Annotated in this window: 24 protein-coding genes and 1 tRNA gene; 16 read left to right on the forward strand and 9 right to left on the reverse strand. The window is 59.3% G+C overall.

Annotated elements, in window-relative coordinates:
• Nucleotides 1-121 precede the first annotated feature (121 nt).
• Nucleotides 122-559 (forward strand): metallopeptidase family protein, encoded by a 438-nt coding sequence (locus DTW90_RS12510; RefSeq protein ID WP_132521919.1) that lies wholly within the window; start codon nucleotides 122-124, stop codon nucleotides 557-559.
• 48 nt (nucleotides 560-607) lie between these two features.
• Here DTW90_RS12510 and DTW90_RS12515 read toward each other — a convergent pair whose 3' ends face one another.
• A complete protein-coding gene (locus DTW90_RS12515) occupies nucleotides 608-814 on the reverse strand; it encodes a DUF1737 domain-containing protein (RefSeq protein ID WP_149338701.1) in 207 nt (68 codons plus the stop codon).
• 15 nt (nucleotides 815-829) lie between these two features.
• Nucleotides 830-1,732 (reverse strand): CoA ester lyase, encoded by a 903-nt coding sequence (locus tag DTW90_RS12520; protein WP_149338703.1) that lies wholly within the window; start codon nucleotides 1,730-1,732, stop codon nucleotides 830-832.
• Nucleotides 1,733-1,843: 111 nt separating this feature from the next.
• On the opposite strand from DTW90_RS12520, the gene DTW90_RS12525 reads away from it, so the two are divergent.
• The 5 genes from DTW90_RS12525 to DTW90_RS12545 all read left to right on the forward strand — a co-directional run bounded on the left by DTW90_RS12525 (nucleotide 1,844) and on the right by DTW90_RS12545 (nucleotide 4,890).
• On the forward strand, nucleotides 1,844-2,074 hold the full coding sequence (locus DTW90_RS12525; protein WP_132521925.1) for a hypothetical protein: 231 nt from the start codon (nucleotides 1,844-1,846) through the stop codon (nucleotides 2,072-2,074).
• 117 nt (nucleotides 2,075-2,191) lie between these two features.
• On the forward strand, nucleotides 2,192-2,620 hold the full coding sequence (locus DTW90_RS12530) for a glyoxalase/bleomycin resistance/extradiol dioxygenase family protein (RefSeq protein ID WP_149338705.1): 429 nt from the start codon (nucleotides 2,192-2,194) through the stop codon (nucleotides 2,618-2,620).
• Nucleotides 2,621-2,747: 127 nt separating this feature from the next.
• On the forward strand, nucleotides 2,748-3,356 hold the full coding sequence (gene leuD / locus DTW90_RS12535; RefSeq protein WP_132521929.1) for a 3-isopropylmalate dehydratase small subunit: 609 nt from the start codon (nucleotides 2,748-2,750) through the stop codon (nucleotides 3,354-3,356).
• Nucleotides 3,357-3,506: 150 nt separating this feature from the next.
• Nucleotides 3,507-4,082, forward strand: a complete 576-nt coding sequence (locus DTW90_RS12540; RefSeq protein WP_149338707.1) for a cytochrome b — start codon at nucleotides 3,507-3,509, stop codon at nucleotides 4,080-4,082.
• A gap of 731 nt (nucleotides 4,083-4,813) precedes the next feature.
• Nucleotides 4,814-4,890, forward strand: a tRNA-Thr gene (locus DTW90_RS12545).
• Between the two features lie 32 nt (nucleotides 4,891-4,922).
• Here DTW90_RS12545 and DTW90_RS12550 read toward each other — a convergent pair.
• Both DTW90_RS12550 and DTW90_RS12555 read right to left on the reverse strand, forming a co-directional pair.
• Entirely contained in the window at nucleotides 4,923-5,204 is a 282-nt protein-coding gene (locus DTW90_RS12550) for a BON domain-containing protein (RefSeq protein ID WP_132521933.1), read from the reverse strand.
• A gap of 80 nt (nucleotides 5,205-5,284) precedes the next feature.
• Complete coding sequence (locus DTW90_RS12555) at nucleotides 5,285-5,944, reverse strand: hypothetical protein (protein ID WP_149338708.1); 660 nt, start codon at nucleotides 5,942-5,944, stop codon at nucleotides 5,285-5,287.
• On the opposite strand from DTW90_RS12555, the gene DTW90_RS12560 reads away from it, so the two are divergent.
• Nucleotides 5,943-6,278 (forward strand): hypothetical protein, encoded by a 336-nt coding sequence (locus DTW90_RS12560; protein WP_149338709.1) that lies wholly within the window; start codon nucleotides 5,943-5,945, stop codon nucleotides 6,276-6,278. The genes DTW90_RS12555 and DTW90_RS12560 overlap by 2 nt on opposite strands.
• Nucleotides 6,278-7,471 carry a 1-deoxy-D-xylulose-5-phosphate reductoisomerase gene (gene dxr, locus DTW90_RS12565; protein ID WP_149338710.1) on the forward strand — a complete coding sequence of 398 codons (1,194 nt, stop codon included), beginning with the start codon at nucleotides 6,278-6,280 and terminating at the stop codon, nucleotides 7,469-7,471. Before DTW90_RS12560 ends, dxr begins: the two co-directional genes overlap by 1 nt.
• A 36-nt stretch (nucleotides 7,472-7,507) precedes the next feature.
• Here the strand turns inward: dxr and hemA are convergent, their stop codons facing one another.
• On the reverse strand, nucleotides 7,508-8,722 hold the full coding sequence (hemA, locus tag DTW90_RS12570) for a 5-aminolevulinate synthase (RefSeq protein WP_149338712.1): 1,215 nt from the start codon (nucleotides 8,720-8,722) through the stop codon (nucleotides 7,508-7,510).
• 396 nt (nucleotides 8,723-9,118) lie between these two features.
• Here hemA and DTW90_RS12575 point away from each other — a divergent pair, with 396 nt between their 5' ends.
• The 3 genes from DTW90_RS12575 (at nucleotide 9,119) to DTW90_RS12585 (ending at nucleotide 15,761) form a co-directional block, all read left to right on the forward strand.
• Nucleotides 9,119-9,400 carry a YMGG-like glycine zipper-containing protein gene (locus tag DTW90_RS12575; protein WP_149338713.1) on the forward strand — a complete coding sequence of 94 codons (282 nt, stop codon included), beginning with the start codon at nucleotides 9,119-9,121 and terminating at the stop codon, nucleotides 9,398-9,400.
• 187 nt (nucleotides 9,401-9,587) lie between these two features.
• The gene (locus DTW90_RS12580) at nucleotides 9,588-11,516 is read left to right on the forward strand and encodes an autotransporter assembly complex family protein (RefSeq protein ID WP_149338714.1); all 1,929 of its coding nucleotides are present in this window, start codon (nucleotides 9,588-9,590) and stop codon (nucleotides 11,514-11,516) included.
• A 57-nt stretch (nucleotides 11,517-11,573) separates the two neighbouring features.
• Nucleotides 11,574-15,761, forward strand: coding sequence for a translocation/assembly module TamB domain-containing protein (locus tag DTW90_RS12585; protein ID WP_149338716.1), 4,188 nt, complete (start codon nucleotides 11,574-11,576; stop codon nucleotides 15,759-15,761).
• Here the strand turns inward: DTW90_RS12585 and DTW90_RS12590 are convergent, their stop codons facing one another.
• Nucleotides 15,762-16,190: an Lrp/AsnC family transcriptional regulator gene (locus DTW90_RS12590; protein WP_132521949.1), complete on the reverse strand. Its 429-nt coding sequence runs from the start codon at nucleotides 16,188-16,190 to the stop codon at nucleotides 15,762-15,764. It abuts the gene before it with no gap.
• Between the two features lie 134 nt (nucleotides 16,191-16,324).
• Between DTW90_RS12590 and rocF the strand changes: the two genes are divergently transcribed.
• A complete protein-coding gene (gene rocF, locus DTW90_RS12595; protein ID WP_132521951.1) occupies nucleotides 16,325-17,260 on the forward strand; it encodes an arginase in 936 nt (311 codons plus the stop codon).
• Between the two features lie 27 nt (nucleotides 17,261-17,287).
• Complete coding sequence (gene rocD / locus DTW90_RS12600; RefSeq protein ID WP_149338717.1) at nucleotides 17,288-18,487, forward strand: ornithine--oxo-acid transaminase; 1,200 nt, start codon at nucleotides 17,288-17,290, stop codon at nucleotides 18,485-18,487.
• A 163-nt stretch (nucleotides 18,488-18,650) separates the two neighbouring features.
• Here rocD and DTW90_RS12605 read toward each other — a convergent pair whose 3' ends face one another.
• Complete coding sequence (locus DTW90_RS12605; RefSeq protein ID WP_132521955.1) at nucleotides 18,651-18,839, reverse strand: hypothetical protein; 189 nt, start codon at nucleotides 18,837-18,839, stop codon at nucleotides 18,651-18,653.
• Between DTW90_RS12605 and DTW90_RS12610 the strand changes: the two genes are divergently transcribed.
• The 3 genes from DTW90_RS12610 to DTW90_RS12620 all read left to right on the forward strand — a co-directional run bounded on the left by DTW90_RS12610 (nucleotide 18,838) and on the right by DTW90_RS12620 (nucleotide 23,276).
• Nucleotides 18,838-20,628, forward strand: coding sequence for a PAS domain-containing methyl-accepting chemotaxis protein (locus DTW90_RS12610; RefSeq protein WP_149338718.1), 1,791 nt, complete (start codon nucleotides 18,838-18,840; stop codon nucleotides 20,626-20,628). The genes DTW90_RS12605 and DTW90_RS12610 overlap by 2 nt on opposite strands.
• Nucleotides 20,628-21,104 carry a chemotaxis protein CheW gene (locus DTW90_RS12615; protein ID WP_132521959.1) on the forward strand — a complete coding sequence of 159 codons (477 nt, stop codon included), beginning with the start codon at nucleotides 20,628-20,630 and terminating at the stop codon, nucleotides 21,102-21,104. The genes DTW90_RS12610 and DTW90_RS12615 overlap by 1 nt, the downstream gene beginning before the upstream one ends.
• A 393-nt stretch (nucleotides 21,105-21,497) precedes the next feature.
• Nucleotides 21,498-23,276, forward strand: a complete 1,779-nt coding sequence (locus tag DTW90_RS12620; RefSeq protein ID WP_149338720.1) for a methyl-accepting chemotaxis protein — start codon at nucleotides 21,498-21,500, stop codon at nucleotides 23,274-23,276.
• A 71-nt stretch (nucleotides 23,277-23,347) separates the two neighbouring features.
• On the opposite strand, the gene DTW90_RS12625 is transcribed toward DTW90_RS12620, so the two are convergent.
• Both DTW90_RS12625 and fdhD read right to left on the reverse strand, forming a co-directional pair.
• On the reverse strand, nucleotides 23,348-23,593 hold the full coding sequence (locus tag DTW90_RS12625; RefSeq protein WP_149338721.1) for a formate dehydrogenase subunit delta: 246 nt from the start codon (nucleotides 23,591-23,593) through the stop codon (nucleotides 23,348-23,350).
• Nucleotides 23,583-24,410: a formate dehydrogenase accessory sulfurtransferase FdhD gene (gene fdhD / locus DTW90_RS12630; RefSeq protein WP_149338722.1), complete on the reverse strand. Its 828-nt coding sequence runs from the start codon at nucleotides 24,408-24,410 to the stop codon at nucleotides 23,583-23,585. Before fdhD ends, DTW90_RS12625 begins: the two co-directional genes overlap by 11 nt.
• Nucleotides 24,411-24,462 lie beyond the last annotated feature (52 nt).

Below are 24,462 nucleotides of genomic sequence, written 5' to 3' on the forward strand. Positions count from 1 at the left end.
AGATTCCAGAGCGCTAAATAAGAGTCAATAACCAATTTATGTGAATTTATTCCTCTGCGAGAATCCGCTCTCGAAAAACTCAGCCAAAGGTTCTATATGGGCGAAAAGAAAGGACATCATCATGGCCCGCATTGACCAGAGCGAGGATTGGCGGGACCGTCACGCGCCGACGATAAGTGCATTCGAATCGCTGACCATGGAGGCCTACAGCCACCTGCCGGAGGAATTCCGGGCGCTGACCGGCAATCTGACCATCGAGATCGAAGACTTTCCGGACGACGAGGTTTTCGAGGACATGGCGCTCGAGACGCCATTCGACCTGCTCGGCCTCTTCGAGGGCCGCGGAGTCAGCGAGCGCTTCACCGTCGAGAACGGCGAAATGCCGAACCGCATCCGGCTCTATCGCCGGCCGATCATCGATTATTGGGCGGAAAACGACGAAACGCTGGGCGATATCATCACCCATGTGCTGATCCACGAGATCGGCCACCATTTCGGCCTCAGCGATGACGATATGGAGCGCATCGAGGCCAGCGCCGAGGAAGCGACAGACCGCTGATGCGGTCGGTCCATTTGTTTTAATGCAATTCCTGGAATTGCTTTCAGATCATTGCTCGGAAAGCTTCATCTCGGGATCGTAATCCTTGCCTTCGATGTCCTTGACCACGGCCTGGCCGCATTGCATCAGGCCTGTTGCCGCGTTGAAGGCATAGGTCGGAGAGCCCGAGAGGGACCAGCCCTTGTTGAGGGCGGCACTCACCTTGTGGCAGAAGGAGGAATCGTCCGGGCCGCTCAGAAAACGGTAAAGTTTCATCTGCTGTCTTTCACGCTAAATCTGTCGTTCTGCAATCAGGCGAGCTTTATGGACCAGTCCCTCCGCCTGGACAAGATGCAGGCGCTCGACCATCCGGCCGTCCATGTTCACGACATTGAGATTGGCGGCCGCGGGATCCGCAAAGGCGGCAATGATCGCCTGCGCCTCCGCAAGCGCGTGCTCGTCAGGGCCGAAATGCCGGTTGGCGGTCTCGATCTGGCCGGGATGAATCAGCATCTTTCCGTCGAAACCCATGGCGCGGCCCTGCCCGCATTCCGCATTCAGGCCGGCCATGTCCTTGAAATCATTATAGACGCTGTCGATCGCATCGAGCCCATAGGCGCGCACCGCCATGATCACCTGCATCAACCAGGGCACGAGATAGGTCCGCCCCGGCTCCGGCAAGACGCCGGTATCCTTGCGCAGATCGTTGAGCCCGACGACGAAGCAATCAAGCCGGCTTCCCGGCGTGCGTCCCGCCTCAGCGATCGCAGCGGCGTTAAGGATACCGCGCGGCGTCTCGATCATCGCCCAGATCCGCAATTCTTCCGCAGCATCGGCATCGCTCAGCCGGTCCATGACATCGGTGACATCCTGCGGCTCGCCGACTTTGGGCAGAAGCACGGCATCCGGCTCCAATGCCAGGACAAGATCCAGATCGGCATTACCGAATTCGGAAGACGGCGCATTGATGCGAATGATCCGCTCCCTGCCCTCAAGCGGCGGACCGGACCAGAAGGCCTTCAGGTTTTCCCGTGCTTCCGCTTTTTTCTCCGGCGCAACGGAATCCTCAAGGTCGAAAATCACCGCATCGCAATCGAGTGCATGGGTCTTTTCGAGCGCCCGGCGATTGATCGCGGGAACGCTGAGCACCGAACGGCGCAGACGGATGGAGCGAGGAGGTGCGGAACGGCTCATCACCGATTTGTGCCAAGCTTTCCGCCGTCAGGCAAGACAACAAAAAGCCACGCTTCTCTTGCAGAGCAATAGTCGAAGGACCACATGGATTGCAGAGAAAGGTCTCAAATCATGCAGAATGTCCGCACCATGTTCATTGCTCTTGCTGCCGTTACAGTCTTCACGGCGGTGGCGCTCCTTACGTTTTCGCTGACGCTTGCCGTCGGCGGCATCCTTACCGTCCTCATGGCGGCTCGTGCGATTTCGCTGCGCCTGAAGCCGGCCCCGGTGCGTGCCAAGACGAACGGTCAGCGCGAAATGCGCATCTGGAACGACGGGCGCGGCACCATCATCGATCTCTGATCGAAACAGCCAATCTGTCTCAAAAATTTTACTTGGCCCTGTCGGCCTTATCCGTTTTCCTGCGTCCTTGAGGAGGCTGGGCTTAGGCCCGTCCTGAAAATCACCAAACGGAGGATGATGAAGGTGACTGCGGAAAACGATCATCAGAAGATGCCGCCCGTCAAGAACGGGCTCCTGCCTTATCTTACGGTGGATGGAGCAATGAAGGCCGCGGAGTTCTATAAGCGCGCATTCGGGGCCGAGCAGGCCTTCATGGTTCCCCCCGATGAGAAGGGACGGACCATGCATGTCCATCTCTATATCAATGGCAGCTCGCTGATGATGAGCGACGCCTATCCGGAACACGGACATCCCCTGGTAAAGCCGCAGAGTTTCGCCCTGCAGCTCATCGTCGACGACATCGATTCCTGGTGGAATCGGGCCGTCGCCGCAGGCGCCGAAGTCGTCATGCCGGTCGAGCTCATGTTCTGGGGCGACCGCTACGGCCAGCTTCGTGATCCCTTCGGTGTCCTCTGGGCGATGAGCGCACCGGGAAAGACCAATTGAACCAGGGCCAGGCCGCGTCGAATCCGCACGCGGCCACGCTCCTAATGCAGATTTTCCTTCATTTCGATGGAAAACTGGACTAAACGCTGATCAACCAAACTAGATCTGCTGAAATTGGAGCCAGGCCATGGACAAATTCGTAAAGCTGACGGGCGTTGCTGCCCCTCTGCCGGTCGTCAATGTCGATACCGACATGATCATCCCGAAGGATTATCTGAAGACGATCAAGCGCACCGGTCTTGGCAAGGGTCTTTTCGCGGAAGCCCGCTACAATGAAGACGGCTCGCTGAACGAAGATTTCGTCCTCAACAAGCCGGCCTATCAGAACGCCAAGATCCTCGTCGCCGGCGACAATTTCGGCTGCGGCTCCTCGCGCGAACATGCGCCTTGGGCTCTCCTGGACTTCGGCATCCGCTGCGTCATCTCCACGAGCTTCGCCGATATCTTCTACAACAACTGCTTCAAGAACGGCATCCTGCCGATCAAGGTCAGCCATGAAGACCTCGAAAAGCTGATGGACGATGCATCGCGCGGCTCCAACGCCATCCTGACCGTCGATCTCGAAAACATGGAAATCACCGGCCCGGACGGCGGTTCGCTGAAGTTCGACCTCGACGAATTCAAGCGTCATTGCCTGCTGAACGGCCTCGACGACATCGGCCTGACGATGGAAAAGTCCAAGGCGATCGACAGCTTCGAAAAGTCGAACGCTGCTTCCCGTCCCTGGGCGGCCTGATCGGCCTCTTTCCATCCAATTGATTTTGAAGCCTGGCCTTGCGCCCGGCTTTTTCATTTCAGTCGAATTCATCGCGCATCGAGTTCTGTCTCTTCGAATAAAATCTCTTCCGAGGTGTTTGCATTGCAGCATTTCAAGGAGATCATCGACATGACTGCTGTACGCGAACGAACCTACCAGGCATCGCCCTCTCATCACGATAGTGTGACCATCGCCCTTCACTGGGCCACGGCGATCCTGGTGCTTGAGCAATTCGGCAGCGCCCATATCTGGGAACTGCTGCAGAAGGGAACTCCCTCGCGGAGCGGATTGATATCCACCCATGCCGCCCTAGGCATCATACTTGCGGCCGTCATCATTGCGCGCATCTGTTGGCGGATTTTCAACCAGAGGAAGCTGCCGCCAGCAGTTTCAGGACTTCAGCATGTGGTCGCAAGCGCGGTCCATGGCCTGCTCTACCTTCTGCTGGCCCTCCAAATAACCTTTGGTTTCCTCCTGGGATGGTCCGCTGGCAACGCATTGAGATTTTTCAATCTTTTCTCGATCCCACCCCTCTTCGTCGTCGGACCGGACTTTCGGCATTTAATCGGCCCCCTGCACAATTATACCGCCTGGGCGATTATCGGCTTTGTCTTCATCCATGCAGCCGCAGCCCTGATGCACCATTACGTGCTTCGCGACCGTGTACTGCACCGGATGGTCCCGGGACTTTCCTCCCGATCATAACCAGCGCCTGTTTGAAGATGCCGCAAATATCGAAGACGGCATTTTGCTCGCTTTGTGCATAAAAAAACCCTCCCTGTTTCCGGGGAGGGTATAAGAGAAACTCCAGTTACCGGCCGCGGGCACGGCCAGTAATTACATTAGGTCATAATAATTTAGCGTCGTCAAATTTTTCCGTGCATTTTGGGGGGTATTTGAAACTGCGTCGAGCACCGTTGCTTTTTCGCCGCAGATAGTACCAATTTTAGCCCGCTTGGATGAATTGACGTAACGTAAGCTTCGGATACGCTGTCCTTGCGTAAGGGGATTACGCGAAACGAGGCTGCCGGCTCGAATTATCCCAAGCGTAGCGAGCCCGGCAGCCTAAGTTTCCTTATTTAGCGAAACCTTTTGTGGATTAATCTTTCCAGCGCTGGCTGAGAATCACAATTTCCGCGATCCTCTACAGGCTGCGCTTGGGCAGTCGAGGGGCTCGCTTGCATCCCCCAGCTCGAAAGAGCATGGCGAGCCCCGAGCGATCGGGAAGTCTAATCCCAAAGAATGATGCGTGATTTTGGCTGGCCTTGCGATCAATTGCGGGCGACTGCGAACGGATCAGACCGTAGCAGTCCGAATTCCCCACTCCATGCTGCAGCGAGTTTGTCATCGGGATGAGGCGCATGGATCGCCGATATTAACCAAGTATTTACCATTTACTTGCCAACGCCGGTAATATTAGCCACATCTAAGCCCATGTCCTCGTAGCTCAAATGGTAGAGCACCTGAGTTGTATTCAGGAAGACCTAGGTTCAATTCCTCAGCGAGGGCTCCAATTACATCAGCCTGTGCAACAACGGTTGACGCTCATCCGCGTCCACCTTCGCTCAGCAAAATCCTGTTTCGGACGGCATGTACGCCTTCGACGGACCGGGCAACGATCGTGGCGCGCTCGATTTGTTCGACGGTACCGACGCTGCCGTCGAGAAAAATATCAGCATCCGTCGCAGTGACCGTCACGTCAGACGCATCTATGCCACCGGCCACGCCAAGCGCATTGCTGACGGCCGCCTCAAGCGATGCTCGCGTGGAGTGATCGGTCTCCACCTGCGGCTCGATACCACGAAATGTCGCTGCCTTGAAAACCATGATTCCATCTCCTCCAAGAGTCTATTCAGGCAAAAACGCAGAAGACGCCGGGATGGTTCAACGGAATATGAAAAGCGCGCCTACCATTTCACCTGATAATTCAGACGAAAATCACTCGATTTCGACGGTGACATGGGATCGGTGAGCGAGGCATTGAAACTGAGATTTGGTGCGATGGACTGATCGAAGGCGAGCGAGCTCGTGAACGCGCCTCTGACATCGGTAAACGTGCCGCTGGCAGACACGACCGTTCCCGTCCAGGGAGACGTCATCGTCAGAGCCTGCGAAGCGTTCAGGGAGGCGGCTTCGTTTCCGTTTGCTGCATAGTTGATGTTCAAGGAATGCGACATTCCGAGATCGATATCCTCGGAATAGATCCAATTGCGCGAACGGCTGAGCACAAGCGTGCTGTCACTGCGCAGCGGATCGACGCGCAACGCGACCTGCCGGCTCACCGATCCGTCGAACGTGTTTCGATCATCGGCGAGTTTTCCCCAAAGCGTCGCAAGCTGAGATCCGTTTTCGATCTTGCCGCCAGGAAGACCGCCGAGCCCAAGGTCGGCGCCGGCGCTTGCCTCCCACTCCATGGGGACCCGAAAGCCGACCGTGGCTTGATAGGCGCGCGGCGCCGTCTTGACAGGAGACCAGATCAACAGATCGCCGGCCTGCACATGGCCGCAGGTCAAAATAGTCGTGGCAAGCAAAGTCATGGTCGTGCGGAAATAAATGGATCTCGTCATGAAACATCCGGGATTTGTGTCAACACCATTGGGCATAAGCCCGACCGAGGACAGCAAGACGCGATGGCAAAAACCGCATCTCGACCTCAAGATTGATTGTTGGGCATCAGCCCTGGCGATGAACCGCCTGTTGCGCTGGGCGCGCTCCGGTATTTCCCAAGCAGCCTGGGTGGCTACAACTCCGCCGGAGAATCTCTTTTATGCCGAAATCATTCCATTGCCAGCCGGCCTTGTAAACCCTTTAACTCAAATTTCATGCTGCGTTGCACACTTGCCGCATCAGTCAAACCCCTGTAGAGCCGTGAGCGACGTGGGAAATATGCGGATATCCTGATGACCACCGGCAACCAGACGCCGCGCCGACTGACGATTTTCGGCTCGACAGGCTCGATCGGCCAAAACACCCTTGATGTTGTTAATCAGCTTGGCGGACGCGAAGCCTTCGAGGTTGTCGCCCTCACCGGTAACAGCAATATCGGACTTCTGGCCGAGCAGGCAAAGGCCTGCGGGGCGAAGCTCGCGGTTGCCGCTGACGACAGCCAATATGCAACATTGAAGGAAGCGCTCGCCGGAACGGGCATCGAAGCCGGCGCCGGACGTGAGGCACTGATCGAGGCCGGAGCGCGCGAGTCCGATTGGGTCATGGCGGCGATCGTCGGCACCGCCGGGCTCGAGCCGACGCTTGCGGCGGCGAAACGCGGCGCCGATATTGCGCTCGCCAACAAGGAATGTCTGGTCTCCGCCGGCGAGCTCTTCGTCAAGGCGGTGGCAAGGGGCGGCGGACGGCTCATTCCCGTGGATAGCGAGCACAGCGCCATCTTCCAGTCGCTGGAGGATGACCAGCACCACGCCGTGGAACGCATCGTGCTGACCGCATCCGGAGGCCCTTTCCGTACATGGACCCGCGAACAGATGGCCGGCGTCACGGCGGAAATCGCCCGCGCTCATCCGAATTGGTCGATGGGCCTGAAGATCTCCATCGGCAGCGCCTCGATGTTCAACAAGGCGCTGGAGATGATCGAGGCGAAACACCTCTTTGATCTTCGCCCGGATCAGATCGAGGTGATCATCCATCCGCAGTCGGTCATCCATTCGATGGTCGGCTACAGGGACGGCTCGGTCCTCGCCCAGCTCGGCTCCCCGGATATGCGAACCGCGATCAGCTACGCGCTGACCTATCCCGACCGTGCCCCCCTCAATGTCGAGCGACTGGATTTCACCAAGCTCGCGAGGCTCGATTTCGAGGCGCCAGACGAAGTCCGTTTCCCGGCCCTGCGCCTGGCGCGGACGGCGCTGGAGCGCGGCGGCGTCCAGGGCGCGGTGATGAACGCAGCCGAAGAGATTGCATTCCATGCCTTCTGCGCCGGGCGCATAGGCTTTCTCGACATGGCCGATGTCGCCGAACGGGTCATGGAGGACATGACGCAATTTGCGCCGGCAAACAGCATGGACGAGGTCTTCGCAGCTGACACCGAGGCGCGCCATCGCGCCGGCCGAATCATCGCGCACAAAGAAATGGCCGCATAAGCGGCCATTCACTTCAATATATCCGTAAAGGACCGATCAGGCGACGGCCCTGGCGAGCGCGCAGCGCGCCCAGAGCGAATGCACAGCCTCGACCAGATGCTCGAGATCGGCATCGCTGTGAAGCGGCGTCGGCGTGATGCGCAGGCGCTCGGTCTTCTTCGGCACGGTCGGATAGTTGATCGGCTGGACGTAGACGCCGAAATTGTCGAGCAGGATATCCGAAATCCATTTGCACTTCGCCGCATCGCCGACCATGACCGGCACGATATGGCTCGGGTTCGGCATGTGCGGAATGCCGCTGGCATCGAGCAGGGCGCGCAGCTTGCGCACGCGATCCTGATGGCGGGCGCGCTCGAAGCTGCTGACCTTGAGATGCCGGATCGAGGCAACAGCGCCAGCGGCGAGTGCCGGCGGCAGCGACGTCGTGAAGATGAAGCCGGACGCAAACGAGCGGATGAAATCGCAAAGCGCCTCTGACGCAGCGATATAGCCGCCCATTACGCCGAACGCCTTGCCAAGCGTGCCTTCGATGATGGTGATGCGATCCATCAGGCCTTCGCGTTCGGCAATGCCGCCACCGCGCGGGCCGTACATGCCGACGGCATGCACTTCGTCGAGATAGGTCATGGCGCCGTATTTGCCGGCCAGATCGCAGATTTCCTTGATCGGGGCGATATCGCCATCCATGGAATAGACGGATTCGAAAGCGATCAGCTTCGGCGCCTTGGGATCGGCGGCAGCAAGCTTGGCTTCGAGGTCGCGGATGTCGTTATGCTTCCAGATGACCTTGTCGCACTTGGCGTAGCGAATGCCCTCGATCATCGAGGCATGGTTCAGGGCGTCGGAGAAAATGATGAGGCCGGGGATCTTGGCGCCGAGCGTGCCGAGCGTCGCCCAGTTCGAGACATAGCCCGAGGTAAAGATAAGCGCCGATTCCTTGCCATGAAGATCGGCAAGCTCGCGCTCAAGCAGAACGTGGTAGTGGGTGGTGCCAGAAATATTCCGGGTGCCTCCCGCACCCGCGCCACAGTGATCGATCGCTTCCTTCATCGCCTCGATCACTTTGGGATGCTGGCCCATGCCGAGATAGTCGTTCGAGCACCAGACCGTCACTTCCTTCGGGCCTTCAGGTGTGTGGCGGGTCGCTCGCGGGAAGTTGCCGCGATGGCGCTCTAGGTCGGCAAATACGCGGTAGCGACCTTCCTGGTGCAGGCTATCTAACTCGCCCTTAAAATATGCTTCGAAATCCATCACATTCTCCAGAACCGTGCGACCGTTTTCGTGATTGCCGGATCGCACGTCAACCCCCGCTTAACCCATTCGCATCTGCTGCGGCAAATGGCCCATATTTTTGAACAATTCCAGACAAGAATAGCCGATCACCTCAAATTGACAATCGATTGCGTCCCGCGCTTCGCCCGGAAACGGTCCTCCTGCCCCTCGCCAGCGAATTCGCGTTCCTCTCCCCACGTGCTTGAGAGGACAGCCGGAAGCAGAAGAAAAACGCTAACCCTCCAGTGGACAACCATATTTTGCACGATATCTTTCCGTATCGGCAACGCTGCAATGACAGCCCATGCTGGTGGAGCTGAAGATTGGGGACGGCCTGTGCCGGAGGTTACCGGCGAGCTACTTTGGAGAGAGTTAATGAAGAAAGCCCTCGCGTTCGTATTGATCGGCCTGTCGATCGCAAGCTGCACCCCGACGGAACAGGGCGCCGGCATCGGCGCAGCCTCAGGCGCGCTCATCGGCGGCGCTGTTACCGGCAATGTCCGCGGCGCAGCTGTCGGCGGCGCAATTGGCGGCCTGACCGGCGCTGTCATCGGCAGCGTCGCCGAGCAGCCGGGACAATGCTATTACCGCGACCGCTACGGTCGCCGCTACATCGACGATTGCCCGCGCGGCGGTTATGGCAACGGTGGCTACTAAGAATTAGCCTCAAAACACCATCAAGTCCCGGGCCAAAATCCGGGACTTTTTGTTTGCCTGAACGGGTTTTTCAGCCTTTTCAGTTTAAAATGGTACACTTGGAGGAAGTTTGCCTCTATGGTAGCGCCGCGTTAACCCGTGAGAAACGCAGGGACGAGATAATTCTAATGTAACTCAAAAGCGGCGTATGCGTATTAGACGAACCGGCCCGAAGATTGGTATTGCGTATCGACGAGCAGGCACCGTTGTCGCGGTCGCGGCGACAGTTGCGCTCGGTCCGCAGTTTGCCGGCCACGCTCTCGCATTCAAGCTTTTCGGTATAAACTTCTTCGGCAAGGATGAAACGACCGATCAGGTCATCGATCCCGTTCACTATACGATCGACCTGAAAACCGGCAATGCCGACAAGGATCTGGCCGACGCATTGACCAAGGGTTCGATGCTTGTGGCAGACAAGGACAAGCCCGTTTCCGGCGATCTCGGCGTCGTCATCAAGGCAAGGGACGATCGCGACAGGCTGATCGCCACGCTCTATGAAAAAGCACGTTACGGCGGCGTCGTCACGGTGACCATCAACGGCACCAACATAGACGACCTGCCGCCGAACCCGACCTTTCCCCGGTCCAAGCCCGTCCCCGTGACCGTTACGATCGACCCCGGTCCTCTCTTCGTGCTGGGCAAGATCAAGTTCCTCGGCAGCGCGTCCACGCTTGATCCCGCGGCGTATGGATTGACGCCAGGTGGCGACGCAAGCTCGCTGAACATTCTGAAAGCCGGCGACAAGATCGTCAGCGACTTCAAGAACCAGGGGCGGCCGCTTGCCAAGGTCATCAAGCGCGACGTCATCGCCGATCATGATAAAAATACCGTCGACGTGACGCTTCAGGTCGATAGCGGTCCCATTGCGCCAATCGGCAATGTCGGAGTGACCGGCCAGAAAAGCGTCGATCCGGATTTCATCCGCCGTTACTCCCGTATCAACGAAGGCAAGCCCTATTCCCCGGATGAACTCAAGAAAGCCTCCGACCGCCTGCGCAAGCTCGGTGTTTTTTCAAGTGTAACGATCCGCGAGGCCGACAAGCTTGCGCCAAACGGCACTATACCGATGACAATCGAGGTGTCTGAAGGCAAGCAACGCTATTTCGGCGTCGGCGCGCAATATTCGACCATCGACGGCTTCGGCCTGCAGGGATACTGGGGGCATCGCAATCTCTTCGGGCAGGCGGAATCGCTTCGCATCGAAGGATCGGTTTCGCGGCTTGGCGAAACGACCGATGTCGGCAATCTCGATTATGCCGCCGGTATCGTCTATTCCAAGCCGGGCGCCTTCTACCCCTCGGCAACCTTCAATGCCAGCCTGAAGGCAAAGAGCGAGCATCCCGATACTTACGATGCCGACACGATAACCGCCGACGCCGGGCTCTCGCACGAGCTGAACGACTATGACACCTTCTCCTGGGGCGGCCGCATCTCTTATGAAAACAGCAGCACGGATGCCTTCGGCGACCAGCAATATCTGACCTTCTCGATCCCGCTGGAATTCGTCCGCGACACGCGTGACAACAAGCTCGATCCAACGACGGGCTATCGGGCCACCGTCGATGCCCAGCCCAGCTATGAAGCGCTCGGCGGTGCAATCTTCACGTCGCTGGAAGGATCGATTTCTGGCTACCAGGGTGTCGGCCCCAACGATAACGTCATCTTCGCCGGCAAGCTCGCCGCCGGCTCCCTGGTCGGCGGAAATGGCCTGGAAAGCATCCCCACCACCCGGCGTTTCTTTGCGGGCGGCGGCGGATCGGTGCGCGGCTATGGCTATCAGGAAATCACGCCCTATAATTCCCACGGAGACGCGACAGGCGGACGATCCTACGTAACGGCATCCGTCGAAGCGCGCATCAAGATTACAGATTCGATCGGCTTCGTGCCTTTCGTGGATGCCGGGAGCGTGACCGACAGCGCCTTTCCAGATGCTTCCGACCTGCGCATAGGCGCCGGTGCGGGAATACGATATGCAACGCCGTTCGGCCCGATCAGGCTCGACTTCGCAGTGCCGCTCAAGAAATATGACAACGGCACGTCCTATGGCATCTATGCCGGCATAGGCCAATCTTTCTGAGCGTTTTTCGGAGACCGGTCTACAAGCAGTCGTGAAGGTGAGGATAATATCGCTCTCATGAGCATCTTGATTCGAATCCTGGAGGGGCTGATCCGTCTGATCGTCTACGTGGCGCTGGCGGCCGTTGCCCTTGCGATCGCGCTCGTCCTCGTCGTCGGCTTTGCACCTTTCGCGACGCGCTTTGCAGTGGACGAAGTTACAAGGCTTGCATCGACACCCGACCGGATCATCACCGTCAGCGAACCCTCGGGATTGTTGACCGGCAAATTGCGCGCCGCCGCCATTATCGTCTCGGACAGCAAGGGTGTCGTGGCCGAAGTCCACAATCTCGCCGTCGATTGGTCGCCCTTGGCCCTGTTGACCGGAACCTTCCACGCCGACCGCGTCGCTGCCGATTCCGTTCTGGTCCAGAGAGCACCTGTCGCGACCACGCAACCCAGCCCGCCTCAACCGCCGGAGACAGAAAGCTCAGGCTTTTCTTTGCCTATTGCCATCGATATCGGCAAGGTTGATCTTCCTGATCTCCGCCTTGGTCACGATATCGCCGGGCAGGATTTCACGCTCGCCGCGGCCGGCAGCGTACGCGCCGACAGAGCCAGCATCGACCTCATTCTCAATGCCTCCCGCCTGGACGCACCCGAAGCCAAGCTTTCCGCCGACGTTGCCTTTGCTCCCGCGGAAAATCGGCTCAATCTGAAGGCACAGCTTGCCGAACCCAAGGGCGGCATGCTCGCCGGCATGTTGCGCCTGCCTGGCAATCCGGCAATGAACATCGATGTCAGCGGCGAAGGCCCGCTCTCCGACTGGAAAGGCAAACTGCAAGCCGCCTTGGACGGCCAGCCGACCGTGGCAATCGACGGCCACCACGCGCTTACTGACGATGGTCTGCACCATATCGAGGTCAAGGGCGGCGGCAATGTCGATTCGCTGCTGCCTCCCAACTTCCGGCCGCTCTTTGCCGGCAAGACGACCATCGATGTTGCCGCAACCTTCAACGACAAAGGCAAGATCGATATACAGACGGGGAATATGGCGACCGGCGCCGTGGTTCTGGCCGCGTCAGGCACGCTCGACCCCGCCGGCAACAACAGCCTCAACGCCAATCTTATCGGCACATCCGGTCCGGTCGACTTCCGCTGGCCTCTCGAGGACGGGCAGGTTCGCGCCCTGATCACGCGGGTGGATGTGGCGATGACCGGGGCTGCTCAGGCCGTCAAGATCGATGCCAGGGCCCAGGTCGACAGCGCCGACACCCCACAAGGTCAGATCGGCAAAATCGATCTGACCGCCAAGAGCGATGCATTCAATCTTGCCACCGCATCGGGGCCGCTGCAGGTTCGCCTCGCAGTCGGACAGGCGGCATTCCTCGATCCCGACCTCAACCGCATGATCCGTGCGCCGCTGAACCTGACGGCGCCGCTTCAGTTGTCTCCAAACAATATCGGCTTCAACGGCACCACGCTTGAAAGCGCCAGCATCGGCGGCACGGTGAACGGCCGCTATACGCTGACCTCCAAATCGCTGAACGGCAATTTCAAGATCTTTGTGCTTCCCACCGTTCTGCCGGATGCGGTTGCCGGGAAATTCGATACCACGATCTCGCTCGAAGGCCAGGTCGCGGGAACGATCCCATCGAAATTCAATCTCTCGAATCTCAGCCTGAAATCTGGCACGGCCGAAGTCAGCGGCAATGCCACGCTGGACGACCAGACGCTGACCGCCGACCTGTCCGGCAAGCTGCTCAAGCTTTCCAAGCTGCTCGACAATGCCGATGGCGAGGCTGATTTCACTGCCAAGGCCAAGGGGCCGCTGACGGCGCTCGGCATCGATGCGACGCTAAAGGCGATCAACGTCAAGCTGGCCGGTCGGCTCCTCGACACGCTTGATGTCGCTTTGACCGGCACCGCCGATCCCAAAGCACCCCAGGCAACGGTCAAGGCGACCGGCTCGATCGACAACAAGCCGATCAGCATTTCCGCCAACGCGATCTCGAAGGATGGACGCACCAGCATTCCGGCGCTTTCAGCCGAGGTCGGCGCCAACAAGCTGCAGGGGAAACTGGACCTCTCGCCCGCTTTCGAGCCGAACGGCAGCTTCACCTTCGACTTTCCCGATCTCGGCTTGCTCGCGGCACTCGCCGGTCAGACTGCTGCCGGCGACCTCAAGGGCTCGGTCGATCTTTCCAGCGCCAACGGCAAGATGGGCGTAAAGGTCAACGCAGCAGGCGCCAGCATCAAGCGCGATACGCTGTCGATCACCAAGCCGAATATCGCACTGACCATCGACGATCTGAAGGCTTTCTCCGCCAATGGCACCGTCCGGGCCGATGAGATCGCCTCCGGCACCAACCGCGTGTCCGGGCTGAGCCTGACTTTCACCCAGCAGGGCAACCGCACCGATTTCAACCTGAAGGCCAGTTACGACAATGCTCCGGTAACGGCAGCCGGCAATGTCCAGACCGGCGGCGGCCAGACGATCGTCAGCCTGGACAATTTTGCTGCCGCTCCGCGCAGCATTCCGGTCAGGCTCGCTTCCCCGACCAGGATCGCCATCAAGGATGGCGTGACGACGCTCGCCGGGCTGACCATTCAGACCGGCAATGGCTCCGTCACTGTCGACGGCACTGCGGCCGACGTGCTGAAGATCAACGCCAAGGTCGCCAATCTCCCTGCGAGCCTCGCCAACACCTTCGTCCCGACACTGGATGCCGCAGGCACCATCTCGGGCACGATCACCGTGACCGGCAAGGCGGCAGCACCCGTGATCGGCTTCCAGACGGACTGGAGCGGTGCCGTGACGAGCCAGACGAAGCAGGCTGGCCTTGCTCCGCTCGGCATCAAGGCGAACGGCCAGTTTGCCGACAACAGGGTGACGATCACCATCGATCTCAGCGGCCAGGACGGATTGACCCTTAACGGCGGCGGCAGCGTCGCCGTGGCGGGCAACAAGGCACTTGCGATGAAGTTCGACGGCAGCGTGCCGTTCAGCGCCCTTTCCGGCCAGCTTGGCGCCCAGGGCTTCGATATGAGTGGCGCCGCACGGATCAGCCTGCAGATCGGCGGCACGACCGATACGCCTGCGATAACAGGCACGGTCACGACGGATGGCGCAAGACTGGTCGACGTTCGCCGCAATCTTGCCCTTAACGGTCTTGCCGTCACCGTCAGCCTCGACGGCAGGCAGGCGACGATCTCGCGCTTCAGCGGCACGCTTGCGAGCGGCGGCAGCATATCGGTGAGCGGCACCATCGGCATTGTGCCCCAGAGCGGATTTCCTGCCGATATCACCGTCAGGCTTAATAACGCCACCTATGTCGACGGCACCCTGGTCAATGCCAGCGTCGACGGCACTTTGGGGCTGAAGGGGCCGATCCTGACGGCGCCGGTGCTGAGCGGTGCCCTGAAACTGAACAAGGCCTCGATCATCGTTCCGGAAAAACTGCCCGCCTCGCTGTCCGAAATCAACATTCAGCACCGGAATGCCCCCGCTGCCGTTCGGGCTCAATTCAAGGACGAGAAGCCGCAGGGGCCGAGCGACAAGTCGACCACGCTTGGTCTTGATCTGAAACTGGATGCGCCCTCGCAGATTTTCGTGCGCGGCCGCGGCATCGATGCAGAGCTTGGCGGCAGCATCGTCATCAAGGGAACCGCCGCAGCGCCGATCGTTTCCGGCGGCTTCACAATGCGCCGCGGCAGGCTCACCATTCTCAGCCGCCGGCTCGATTTCGCCAATACCAGCAAGATCAGCTTTGCCGGCGATCTGACGCCGACGCTGGACATGACGGCAACATCGCCTGCCGGCTCGACGACCGTCACCATCAGCGTCGCAGGTGTTGCAACCGACCCGTCGATCACGTTCTCTTCCTCGCCGGCACTGCCGCAGGACGAAGTTCTGGCGCAGCTGATCTTTGGCCAGTCCATGTCGAAGCTTTCCGCCCTGCAGATCGCCCAGCTCGCCGATGCGGCAAGCCAGCTTGCCGGCGGACGCTCGACCTCGCTCTTCGAAGGCCTGCGCAGCCATCTCGGCGTCGATGACCTCGATATCACGACCGATGCAAAGGGGCAGGCGCAGGTCAGCGCCGGCAAATATCTCAACAAGCGCACCTATATCGAGCTGCAGCAGGGTGCATCCAACTCCAGCAAGGCGATCATCAATCTCGATGTCGGCCGTGGAGTGAAACTGCGCGGTGCGGCCGGCTCGAACGGCGCCGGCGAAGCCGGCATCGTCTACGAGCACGAGTACTGATCAGAAGCCGGTCTTGCTCGTCTTCAGCAGGATATTGGTTTCCGTCGTGTTGATGCCGTCGATCAGACGGATGCGACGCAGCGTTTCGTCGAAGGCGGCAAGATCGCGGTCCTCGAGTTCGGCGATGAAATCCCATCTGCCATTGGTGCTGTGCAGCGCCCGGACCTGTGGCAGGCCGCGAAGCTGATCGGCAACCCGATCCGCCATCCTGCCGAGCACCTCGATCATCACGATGGCCCGCACGCCCGCCGCGCGCCCTTCATGCCCGGTGCGGATCGTGAAGCCGGTAATGGTGCCGCTTTCCACCAGCCGTTCGATGCGCGCCGAAATGGTGGCACGCGAGGCGCCGGTCATCGCCGCGAGCGAGGAGACTGAGGTGCGCGCATTGTGCCGCAACGCGCTGAGGAGATCGCGATCCAGATCGTCCATGGACTTCTCATTTTGACAAAAAGCATATTACGATATGTCAGCTTCTACTCGATTTTCGGCATTTTTCCATCTTTTTGCTGTCACGCGCGTGACAGATAATGCGTCGACGCATCGCAATCAGGGGACCGCAATCGATGAATACACAACCAACTTCAGTCACTCTCATCGGCGTCCCCCTGGAGGAGGGTTCCGGTCAGCGCGGCGCCGCAATGGGACCCACCGCGCTCCGGATCGCGGGCATCGAAACGACACTAACCGAGCTCGGCCATCGGGTCGTCGACAGCGGCGATCTTCACCCGGAGCCGGCCGCAGACCTGCCGGACCATCCGCGAGCCCACAATCTGAAGATTGTCGGCGCTTTCACCCGCGCCCTGGAAGCAAAGGTCCACGATGTCGCCACAGCCGGCGACTTTCCGCTGATCCTCGGAGGCGATCATGCGCTTTCTATGGGCAGCGTTTCCGGCATGGCGCGCTATGCCGCAAGCATCGGCCGCCCGCTCTTCGTGCTGTGGCTCGACGCCCATGCCGATTTCAATTCGCCCGAGACGACGCCATCGGGCAATATTCACGGCATGCCGGTTGCCTTCTTCTGCGGAGAGTCGGAGATCGCCGATATCCTGCCGAGAGATCGCCCGCTGGTCGATCCGCGCAACGTCTACCAGGTCGGCATTCGCTCCGTCGATCCGCATGAGCGCGTGGAAATCCGCGAACACGGCGTCAATGTCTTCGACATGCGCTCGATCGACGAACAGGGCGTTGCCGCCATCATGCGCAATATCCTGACGACCATCACCAATGCCGATGGCCTGCTGCATGTCAGCCTCGACGTCGATTTCCTCGACCCTGACGTCGCGCCCGGCGTCGGCACCACGGTTCCCGGCGGCGCGACCTTCCGTGAGGCGCATCTCGTCATGGAGATGCTGTCGGACAGCGGTCTCGTATCCTCGCTTGATGTCGTCGAGCTCAATCCCTTCCTCGATGATCGCGGCAAGAGCGCGCGTGTGCTCGTCGAACTGACCGCCAGCCTCTTCGGCCGGCGCATCTTCGACAGGCCGACCCGCGCCGCTTGACCGCTTGAATTCTGGGAGGAAAACAAAATGAACGCATTAACCGATCTGATCGCCACCGAACAGCGCCTCGGCGCGCACAACTACAAGCCGCTCGACGTCGTCCTGACCCGAGGCGAAGGCGTCTATGTCTGGGATACCGATGGCAAGCGCTATCTCGATTGCCTCTCGGCCTATTCCGCGGTCAACCAGGGCCATTGCCATCCGAAGATCCTGGCGGCCATGGTCGAGCAGGCCGGTCGGCTGACGCTGACCTCCCGCGCTTTCCGTAATGACCAGCTGGCCCATCTCTACGAGGAACTGGCGGCGCTCACGGGCTCCCACAAGATCCTGCCGATGAATTCAGGCGCCGAAGCAGTTGAAACAGCCATCAAGGCCGTCCGCAAATGGGGTTACGAGGTCAAGGGTGTCCCCGAGAACCAGGCGGAAATCATCGTCTGCTCCGATAATTTCCATGGCCGAACGCTCAGCATCATCAGCTTCTCGACCGATCCCGATGCACGCGCGGGCTTCGGCCCCTACACGCCGGGCTTCAAGACCGTGCCCTTTGGCGATTCCGATGCCCTTGCGGCAGCGATCAACGCCAACACGGTTGCGGTGCTGATCGAGCCGATCCAGGGCGAAGCCGGCGTCATCATCCCGCCGCCAGGCTATTTCACCCGCGTTCGCGAGCTCTGCACCGTCAACAACGTGACGCTGATCCTCGACGAGATCCAGACCGGCCTTGGCCGCACGGGCAAGCTGCTCGCCGAAGAGCATGAGGGGATAGAGGCCGATGTGACGCTGATCGGCAAGGCGCTCTCGGGCGGCTTCTATCCGGTCTCGGCGGTCCTTTCCAATTCTGAAGTCCTGGGCGTTCTGAAGCCAGGCCAGCATGGATCGACCTTCGGCGGCAATCCGCTCGCCTGCGCCGTCGCGCGTGCAGCACTCAAGGTCTTGACCGAGGAAGGCATGATCGAGAATGCAGCCGAGATGGGCGACTACTTTCTCGAGGGCCTTCGGTCGATCCGCTCCAACATCGTCAAGGATGTGCGCGGCCGCGGGTTGATGATGGCAGTTGAGCTGGAGCCGGAAGCCGGCGGTGCACGGCAATATTGCCATGCGCTGAAGGATCTCGGCCTTTTAGCCAAGGACACCCACGACCACACAATTCGGCTCGCGCCTCCGCTCGTCATAACCCGCGATCAGGTTGACTGGGCCATGGGACAGATGGAAAAAGTTCTCGCATGACGCGACGCACGCCGCCGACCGCAATTTTTGCGGAAGGTTCTCATGCATATTAGCAAAAATTACTTCTAAAAAAGTCATACCATTCAATGAAATGGTATGACTTTTTAATATCTTCGACAATAAATTAGAAGCTTGAAGCATAGTAGATGTATATCGCTGTGCTTCAGCTTCCCGTCGCATGACGCGGCATTGCTAATAAATTATCAACCGCCGCCCCAGACTTACGATTCTGATTGTCATCCAGCCGTCGGAAGAGATCGGTTGGAATACTCTCTTCTGCGATACTCCGTTGCAGGAAGAGCTCGTCCGCACAATGGATCATCAGGCTGCCGCGGAAATTGAGGATCGGCATGTCCATTATCTCATTGGGTCTAATGTCTGACGCAAAGGCGATCAGCGCCGCATTGATGAAGTCGCAGGCCATGATCGAGTTCGATCTGAACGGCATTGTGCTCCATGCGAACGAGAATTTCTGCAATGCGCTCGGCTATTCGCTCACCGAAATAGTCGGCAAGCACCATCGCATGTTTTGCGAACCAGAATATGCCGCCTCCGCTGAATACCGCCAATTCTGGGCTGACCTCGGCAAGGGAAAATTTGCCTCCGGCGAGTTCAAGCGCATCGCCAAGGGCGGCCGCGATACCTGGATCCAGGCAACCTACAATCCACTCTTTTCCGGCGGAAAGCCCTATAAGGTCGTCAAGTTCGCCAGCGTTATCACCGACGCCAAGCTTCGCGCCGCCGATGCGGAAGGCAAGATCCACGCTCTTTCGAGAGCGCAGGCCGTCATCGAATTCACCCCAGCCGGCGAAATTCTCACCGCCAACAAAAACTTCCTGACCGTTTTGGGCTATGAACTCGGCGAGATCGTCGGGCGCCATCACTCGCTGTTTTGCGAAGCAGACTATGCCCGCTCGGAAGAATACAAGGCGTTCTGGCGCAAGCTCGCCGCCGGCGAGTTCGTCGCACAGGAATTCAAGCGGATCGGCAAGGGTGGCAGGATCGTCTGGATTCAGGCGTCCTACAATCCGATCTTCGATATGAACGGTCGCGTCTTCAAGGTCGTGAAATTCGCAACCGACATTACCGAGCGCGTCAACGCTGTCGATAGCCTCGCGGCGGGTCTCACCGCCCTTGCGCAAGGCGACCTCGTCTCGCGGATCGAGAAGCCCTTCACGCAAGCGCTCGAGAAGGTTCGTGTCGACTTCAACAACTCGATCGAGAAGCTCGAGATGGCGATGCGTGTCGTCGCGCAGAACGCAGCGGCCATCGCTTCCAGCTCCAGCGAAGTCCGCTCAGCCTCGGACGATCTGGCAAGACGCACCGAACAGCAGGCGGCCGCCGTCGAGGAAACCGCAGCGGCACTCGAACAGATCACGCAAACCGTTGCCGATAGCGCGCGGCGGGCCGAAGAAGCGGCTTCGCTCGTCACGGCGACCAGACGCGGCGCCGAACATTCCGGCAATGTGGTCAAGAATGCGGTTGGCGCTATGGGAGAGATCGACAAGTCGTCGAGCGAGATCAGCAATATCATCAGCGTCATCGACGATATCGCCTTTCAGACGAACCTTCTTGCACTGAACGCGGGCGTCGAGGCGGCCCGTGCGGGTGAGGCCGGCAAGGGTTTTGCCGTCGTGGCGCAGGAAGTCCGGGAACTGGCGCAGCGTTCCGCCAAGGCGGCAAGGGAAATCAAGACCCTCATCAACGCTTCCTCGGAACAGGTCAGGCAGGGTGTCTCGCTGGTCGGCGAAACCGGTCGTGCGCTTGAGGAGATCGTAAAGCAGGTTGGCGAGATCGATACCAATGTCTCCGCCATCGTCATCGCTGCCCGCGAACAGGCAACAGGGCTCAAGGAAATCAACAATGCCGTCAACGCGATGGACCAAGGCACACAGCAGAATGCGGCCATGGTCCAGCAGACGACAACTGCAAGCCACAGTCTCGCGCAGGAAGCGGAGAACCTGCGAAATCTGCTGGCGCAATTTAGATTTGGGCAACACTCTTCGGCTACAGTTGAAATGAGGCGGCCAGATGCTCGTATTTCGGCATCGTCGGCACCTCGCCCGAGGGTCAAGGCCGTCCGCGCCAATGGTGGCGCCGCAGCTGTCGCCCAGGCTCCGGATAGTTGGGAAGAATTTTAATGGCGACGATCAATTCCACAAGCTTCAGCGGCGACACACTCGAGATCATTGCCTTCCGGCTGCATGATCAGGAATTCTGTGTGAAGACGACGACCATCCGCGAAATCCGCGGCTGGGCTCCGTCCACGCCGATCCCGCACGCTCCGACCGATGTCATCGGCGTTATGAACTTGCGCGGCTCGGTCATTCCGATCATCGACCTCGCCTACAAGCTCGGCATGAAGAGCACGCTCGCCAACGAGCGCAGCGCCATCGTCGTCGCCGAAGTGCACAATATGGTCATCGGCATGCTGGTCGATCGCGTGTCCGACATTCTCACCATTTCGTCGAGCCAGGTTCAGCCGGTTCCGGAAGTCACCGCTTCCTTCGACCGCGCCTATTGCGAAGGCATCATCGCAACTGAAAACGGCATGATTTGCTTCCTGAACCTTGCAAAGATGTTCAAGGAAAGCGAAGCCGAAGAACTGGCTGCCTGATCGTAAGATCGAAATTATCTGCGGATGGATTTGAAACGCTCCGGTAATTCGGGGCGTTTTATTTTATCGCCGTATAGGAATTTGCCATGCGACGCATGAGTTCATTCCGTAATCTACCTGCAACTTTTTATTTCATTAGTTATTTATAATAAACCAATAATTAACGATGTCGTCTCAATGTGGTCGTGCAGCGACAACCCTACACGAGAAAAGATCTGCACTTGGTATCGAAGGAAACCCGCGGACCGGTCAGGAAAACGGTCGATACGGATTCCGCGATATCCAGGGCCGATCACCCAGGGAAATGAATTCTCTTCGCTTCGCGTAGCAGTCCCGATGATGTGGGCCACCTGATCTTCTGCAACGTCTTTGGTCGAGCATTGGAGGGGAATCATGCTTGCCTTCGGAAGAACATCGAACGCGAAATACATTCTGGATGCCATATCGAAATCCCAGGCGATCATCGAATTCGACCTGAAGGGTAATATCCTCACGGCAAACGAAAACTTCTGCAACGCCATGGGATATCAGTTGGGCGAAATCGTCGGCAAGCATCACAGCATGTTCTGCGATCCCGCATATACGGCAAGTCAGGAGTACCGGGACTTCTGGGCAAGGCTCGGACGTGGCGAATACGAAGCCACCAACTATAAGCGCCTTGCGAAAGGTGGCCGGGAGATCTGGATCCAGGCGTCCTACAATCCGGTCTGTCGTGGCGGCAGGCCGTTCAAGGTCGTAAAATTTGCGTCCGACATTACCGCCGTAAAGACAAAGGCGATCGAGGATTCCGGCAAGCTGGACGCCCTGTCCCGCTCGCAGGCCGTCATCGAATTCAAGCCGAACGGCGAAATCCTGACCGCCAACGAGAATTTCTGCAAGGCTATGGGCTATAGCCTCGCCGAGATCGTCGGCAAGCACCACAGTATCTTCTGCGACCAGGCCTACACACGTACCGATGACTACGCGAACTTCTGGCGGCGTCTTGTTGCCGGGGAGTTTATCGCCAATGAATTCGTCCGATACGGCAAGGGCGGTCGCGAAATTTGGATCCAGGCCGCCTATAATCCCATCGTCGATGCCAACGGCAAGGTCTTCAAGGTCGTCAAATTTGCGACCGACGTGACCGAGCGCATGAGCGCCATCGCCTTGCTCGGGACCAGTATGAAGGCGCTGGCCGACGGCGACCTGACGCAATCGCTCGACAGGCCCTTCGTCCCCTCCATGGAGCAGCTGCGGCATGACTTCAACGGAGCCATCGAGAGGCTGTCCTCCGCCATGCGCACCATTGCCGGCAATTCAAACGCGATTGCAGCCGGCGCGAAGGAAGTCGGCGCAGCGGCCGACGCCTTCTCCAAGCGCACCGAACAGCAGGCTGCATCGGTCGAGGAAACCGCTGCAGCGCTCGAGGAGATAACGACAACAGTCAACGATTCCAGCCTGCGCGCCGACGAGGCCGGACGGCTGGTCGCCAAAACCAAGCAGGGCGCCGAACAATCGGGCAGCGTCGTGCGCAATGCCGTCGCCGCCATGGATCAGATCGAGCAATCTTCCCGGGAGATCAGCAGCATCATCGGCGTCATCGATGATATCGCCTTCCAGACGAACCTTTTGGCGCTGAATGCCGGCGTCGAGGCCGCTCGTGCTGGCGAGGCGGGCAAGGGCTTTGCGGTCGTCGCCCAGGAGGTTCGCGAGTTGGCACAGCGCTCTGCAAGCGCTGCCAAGGAGATCAAGGCGCTGATCACAACTTCAAGCCAATTGGTCAAGAACGGCGTGGATCTGGTCGGGCAAACAGGCAAGGCGCTGGAAGAAATCGTCGTTCAAGTCGGCGATATCAATTTGAATGTCTCAGCGATCGTCGATGCTTCGAAGGAGCAGGCGACCGGGCTCAAGGAGATCAACCACGCCGTCAATTCGATGGATCAGGCGACGCAACAAAACGCTGCCATGGTCGAGGAAAGCACCGCCGCAAGCCATAAGCTGACGGCAGAGGCCGAGGAGCTGCGCGCCCTGCTATCCCAGTTCCACGTCGGTGGTCAGACCATGGTCTCGCGTCCCGTGCCGGTCAGTGCGCACCAAAGGCCCGCCAGCTCCCCTGCCCTGCACCTGATATCCCGCGTCACCAAGGCGCATGGCTCCGCAGCCCCGGCGGGCGATAGTTGGGAAGAATTCTGAAGAGGTTGAAGGGATCGAAAGTCCTGCGTTATCCCTAAACGACAAAGCGGCCCTTGCGGCCGCTTTGTTTTTCAGGCTGACTTCGCCGCCTCCGAAGGGCGATGAATGAGCGGTGCGGCCTCTAGGACCAGCGGGCTCAATCCTTCGCCTCCCTGATCGATGATCTCGAACAACTGGCGCCGCATCCGCGGCTCCCAGAATTTGTTGATATGCGTGGCGACGCCGGGCGCGGCCTCCTCCGCCGGCTGGGACTTGAAGAAGGTCGCAATCTGGTTGGCCATGTAGACGAGCTTGGCCTGAATCTTATCATGCGACATCGGCAATGCTTCCAGGAACGATACGATGGGAATGGGTGAAAATCTCGAAATCCTCGCCGCGCACCAGCGCGACAAGCGTCATGCCGGCATCCTCGGCCGTGCGGATGGCAAGCGCCGTCGGCGCTGAAATGGCAATCAGGGTGGAGCTTCCGAGAATGGCCGCCTTCTGCACCATCTCAACCGACAGACGGCTGGTGACGGCAACCGCCCCTTCGCTTCCCTTCGTGCCAGAGCGGATGACGGCGCCGCAAAGCTTGTCCAGCGCATTGTGCCGGCCGACATCCTCGCGCACCGCGATCAATCCCTTAGCCGGCACATAAAACCCGGCGCCGTGCACCGCCCGCGTCTCGCGATGCAGCGGTTGCGCGTCATTGAGCAGCTTGATGGCGCGGACAATGTCGTCATGCGAGAATTTCAGCGCAGCGGCAGAAACGTCGGGCACCTGGCGCACCGCCTGTTCGATCGACTCGATCCCGCAGAGCCCGCAACCGACAGGCCCGGCCATGCTGCGGCGGCGCTTGCGCAACGCATCCTCGACATCTTCTACGAGCGTCACCTGAACGTCGATGCCCTTCTCGTCTTCGACGATCTCTATTCCCGCAATCTGCGCCCGATTGCTAATAATCCCTTCGGTCAGGCTGAAACCGACGGCAAAGTCCTCAAGATCATCCGGCGTTGCCATCATAACCGCATGGGAGGAACCGCCATAGGAAAAAGCGATCGGCACCTCTTCCGGCACGATGCGTGAGCCGGTCTGCACGACACCATTGCGGCGGACTATTTCGGGGGCGGAGTTGGTGGTTTTGAAGGTGCTCATGCGGGGATACCCCCCTCTGCCCTGCCGGGCATCTCCCCCACAAGGAGGGAGA

Source organism: Neorhizobium sp. P12A, assembly GCF_008365395.1.
GTDB lineage: Bacteria > Pseudomonadota > Alphaproteobacteria > Rhizobiales > Rhizobiaceae > Rhizobium.

Coding starts and splice junctions, on each gene's coding strand:
- DTW90_RS12510 (WP_132521919.1), top strand. CDS start 122: ATGGCCCGCATTGACCAGAGCGAGGATTGGCGGGACCGTCACGCGCCG.
- DTW90_RS12515 (WP_149338701.1), bottom strand. CDS start 814: ATGAAACTTTACCGTTTTCTGAGCGGCCCGGACGATTCCTCCTTCTGC.
- DTW90_RS12520 (WP_149338703.1), bottom strand. CDS start 1,732: ATGAGCCGTTCCGCACCTCCTCGCTCCATCCGTCTGCGCCGTTCGGTG.
- DTW90_RS12525 (WP_132521925.1), top strand. CDS start 1,844: ATGCAGAATGTCCGCACCATGTTCATTGCTCTTGCTGCCGTTACAGTC.
- DTW90_RS12530 (WP_149338705.1), top strand. CDS start 2,192: ATGAAGGTGACTGCGGAAAACGATCATCAGAAGATGCCGCCCGTCAAG.
- leuD (WP_132521929.1), top strand. CDS start 2,748: ATGGACAAATTCGTAAAGCTGACGGGCGTTGCTGCCCCTCTGCCGGTC.
- DTW90_RS12540 (WP_149338707.1), top strand. CDS start 3,507: ATGACTGCTGTACGCGAACGAACCTACCAGGCATCGCCCTCTCATCAC.
- DTW90_RS12550 (WP_132521933.1), bottom strand. CDS start 5,204: ATGGTTTTCAAGGCAGCGACATTTCGTGGTATCGAGCCGCAGGTGGAG.
- DTW90_RS12560 (WP_149338709.1), top strand. CDS start 5,943: ATGAAACATCCGGGATTTGTGTCAACACCATTGGGCATAAGCCCGACC.
- DTW90_RS12555 (WP_149338708.1), bottom strand. CDS start 5,944: ATGACGAGATCCATTTATTTCCGCACGACCATGACTTTGCTTGCCACG.
- dxr (WP_149338710.1), top strand. CDS start 6,278: ATGACCACCGGCAACCAGACGCCGCGCCGACTGACGATTTTCGGCTCG.
- hemA (WP_149338712.1), bottom strand. CDS start 8,722: ATGGATTTCGAAGCATATTTTAAGGGCGAGTTAGATAGCCTGCACCAG.
- DTW90_RS12575 (WP_149338713.1), top strand. CDS start 9,119: ATGAAGAAAGCCCTCGCGTTCGTATTGATCGGCCTGTCGATCGCAAGC.
- DTW90_RS12580 (WP_149338714.1), top strand. CDS start 9,588: ATGCGTATTAGACGAACCGGCCCGAAGATTGGTATTGCGTATCGACGA.
- DTW90_RS12585 (WP_149338716.1), top strand. CDS start 11,574: ATGAGCATCTTGATTCGAATCCTGGAGGGGCTGATCCGTCTGATCGTC.
- DTW90_RS12590 (WP_132521949.1), bottom strand. CDS start 16,190: ATGGACGATCTGGATCGCGATCTCCTCAGCGCGTTGCGGCACAATGCG.
- rocF (WP_132521951.1), top strand. CDS start 16,325: ATGAATACACAACCAACTTCAGTCACTCTCATCGGCGTCCCCCTGGAG.
- rocD (WP_149338717.1), top strand. CDS start 17,288: ATGAACGCATTAACCGATCTGATCGCCACCGAACAGCGCCTCGGCGCG.
- DTW90_RS12610 (WP_149338718.1), top strand. CDS start 18,838: ATGTCCATTATCTCATTGGGTCTAATGTCTGACGCAAAGGCGATCAGC.
- DTW90_RS12605 (WP_132521955.1), bottom strand. CDS start 18,839: ATGCCGATCCTCAATTTCCGCGGCAGCCTGATGATCCATTGTGCGGAC.
- DTW90_RS12615 (WP_132521959.1), top strand. CDS start 20,628: ATGGCGACGATCAATTCCACAAGCTTCAGCGGCGACACACTCGAGATC.
- DTW90_RS12620 (WP_149338720.1), top strand. CDS start 21,498: ATGCTTGCCTTCGGAAGAACATCGAACGCGAAATACATTCTGGATGCC.
- DTW90_RS12625 (WP_149338721.1), bottom strand. CDS start 23,593: ATGTCGCATGATAAGATTCAGGCCAAGCTCGTCTACATGGCCAACCAG.
- fdhD (WP_149338722.1), bottom strand. CDS start 24,410: ATGAGCACCTTCAAAACCACCAACTCCGCCCCCGAAATAGTCCGCCGC.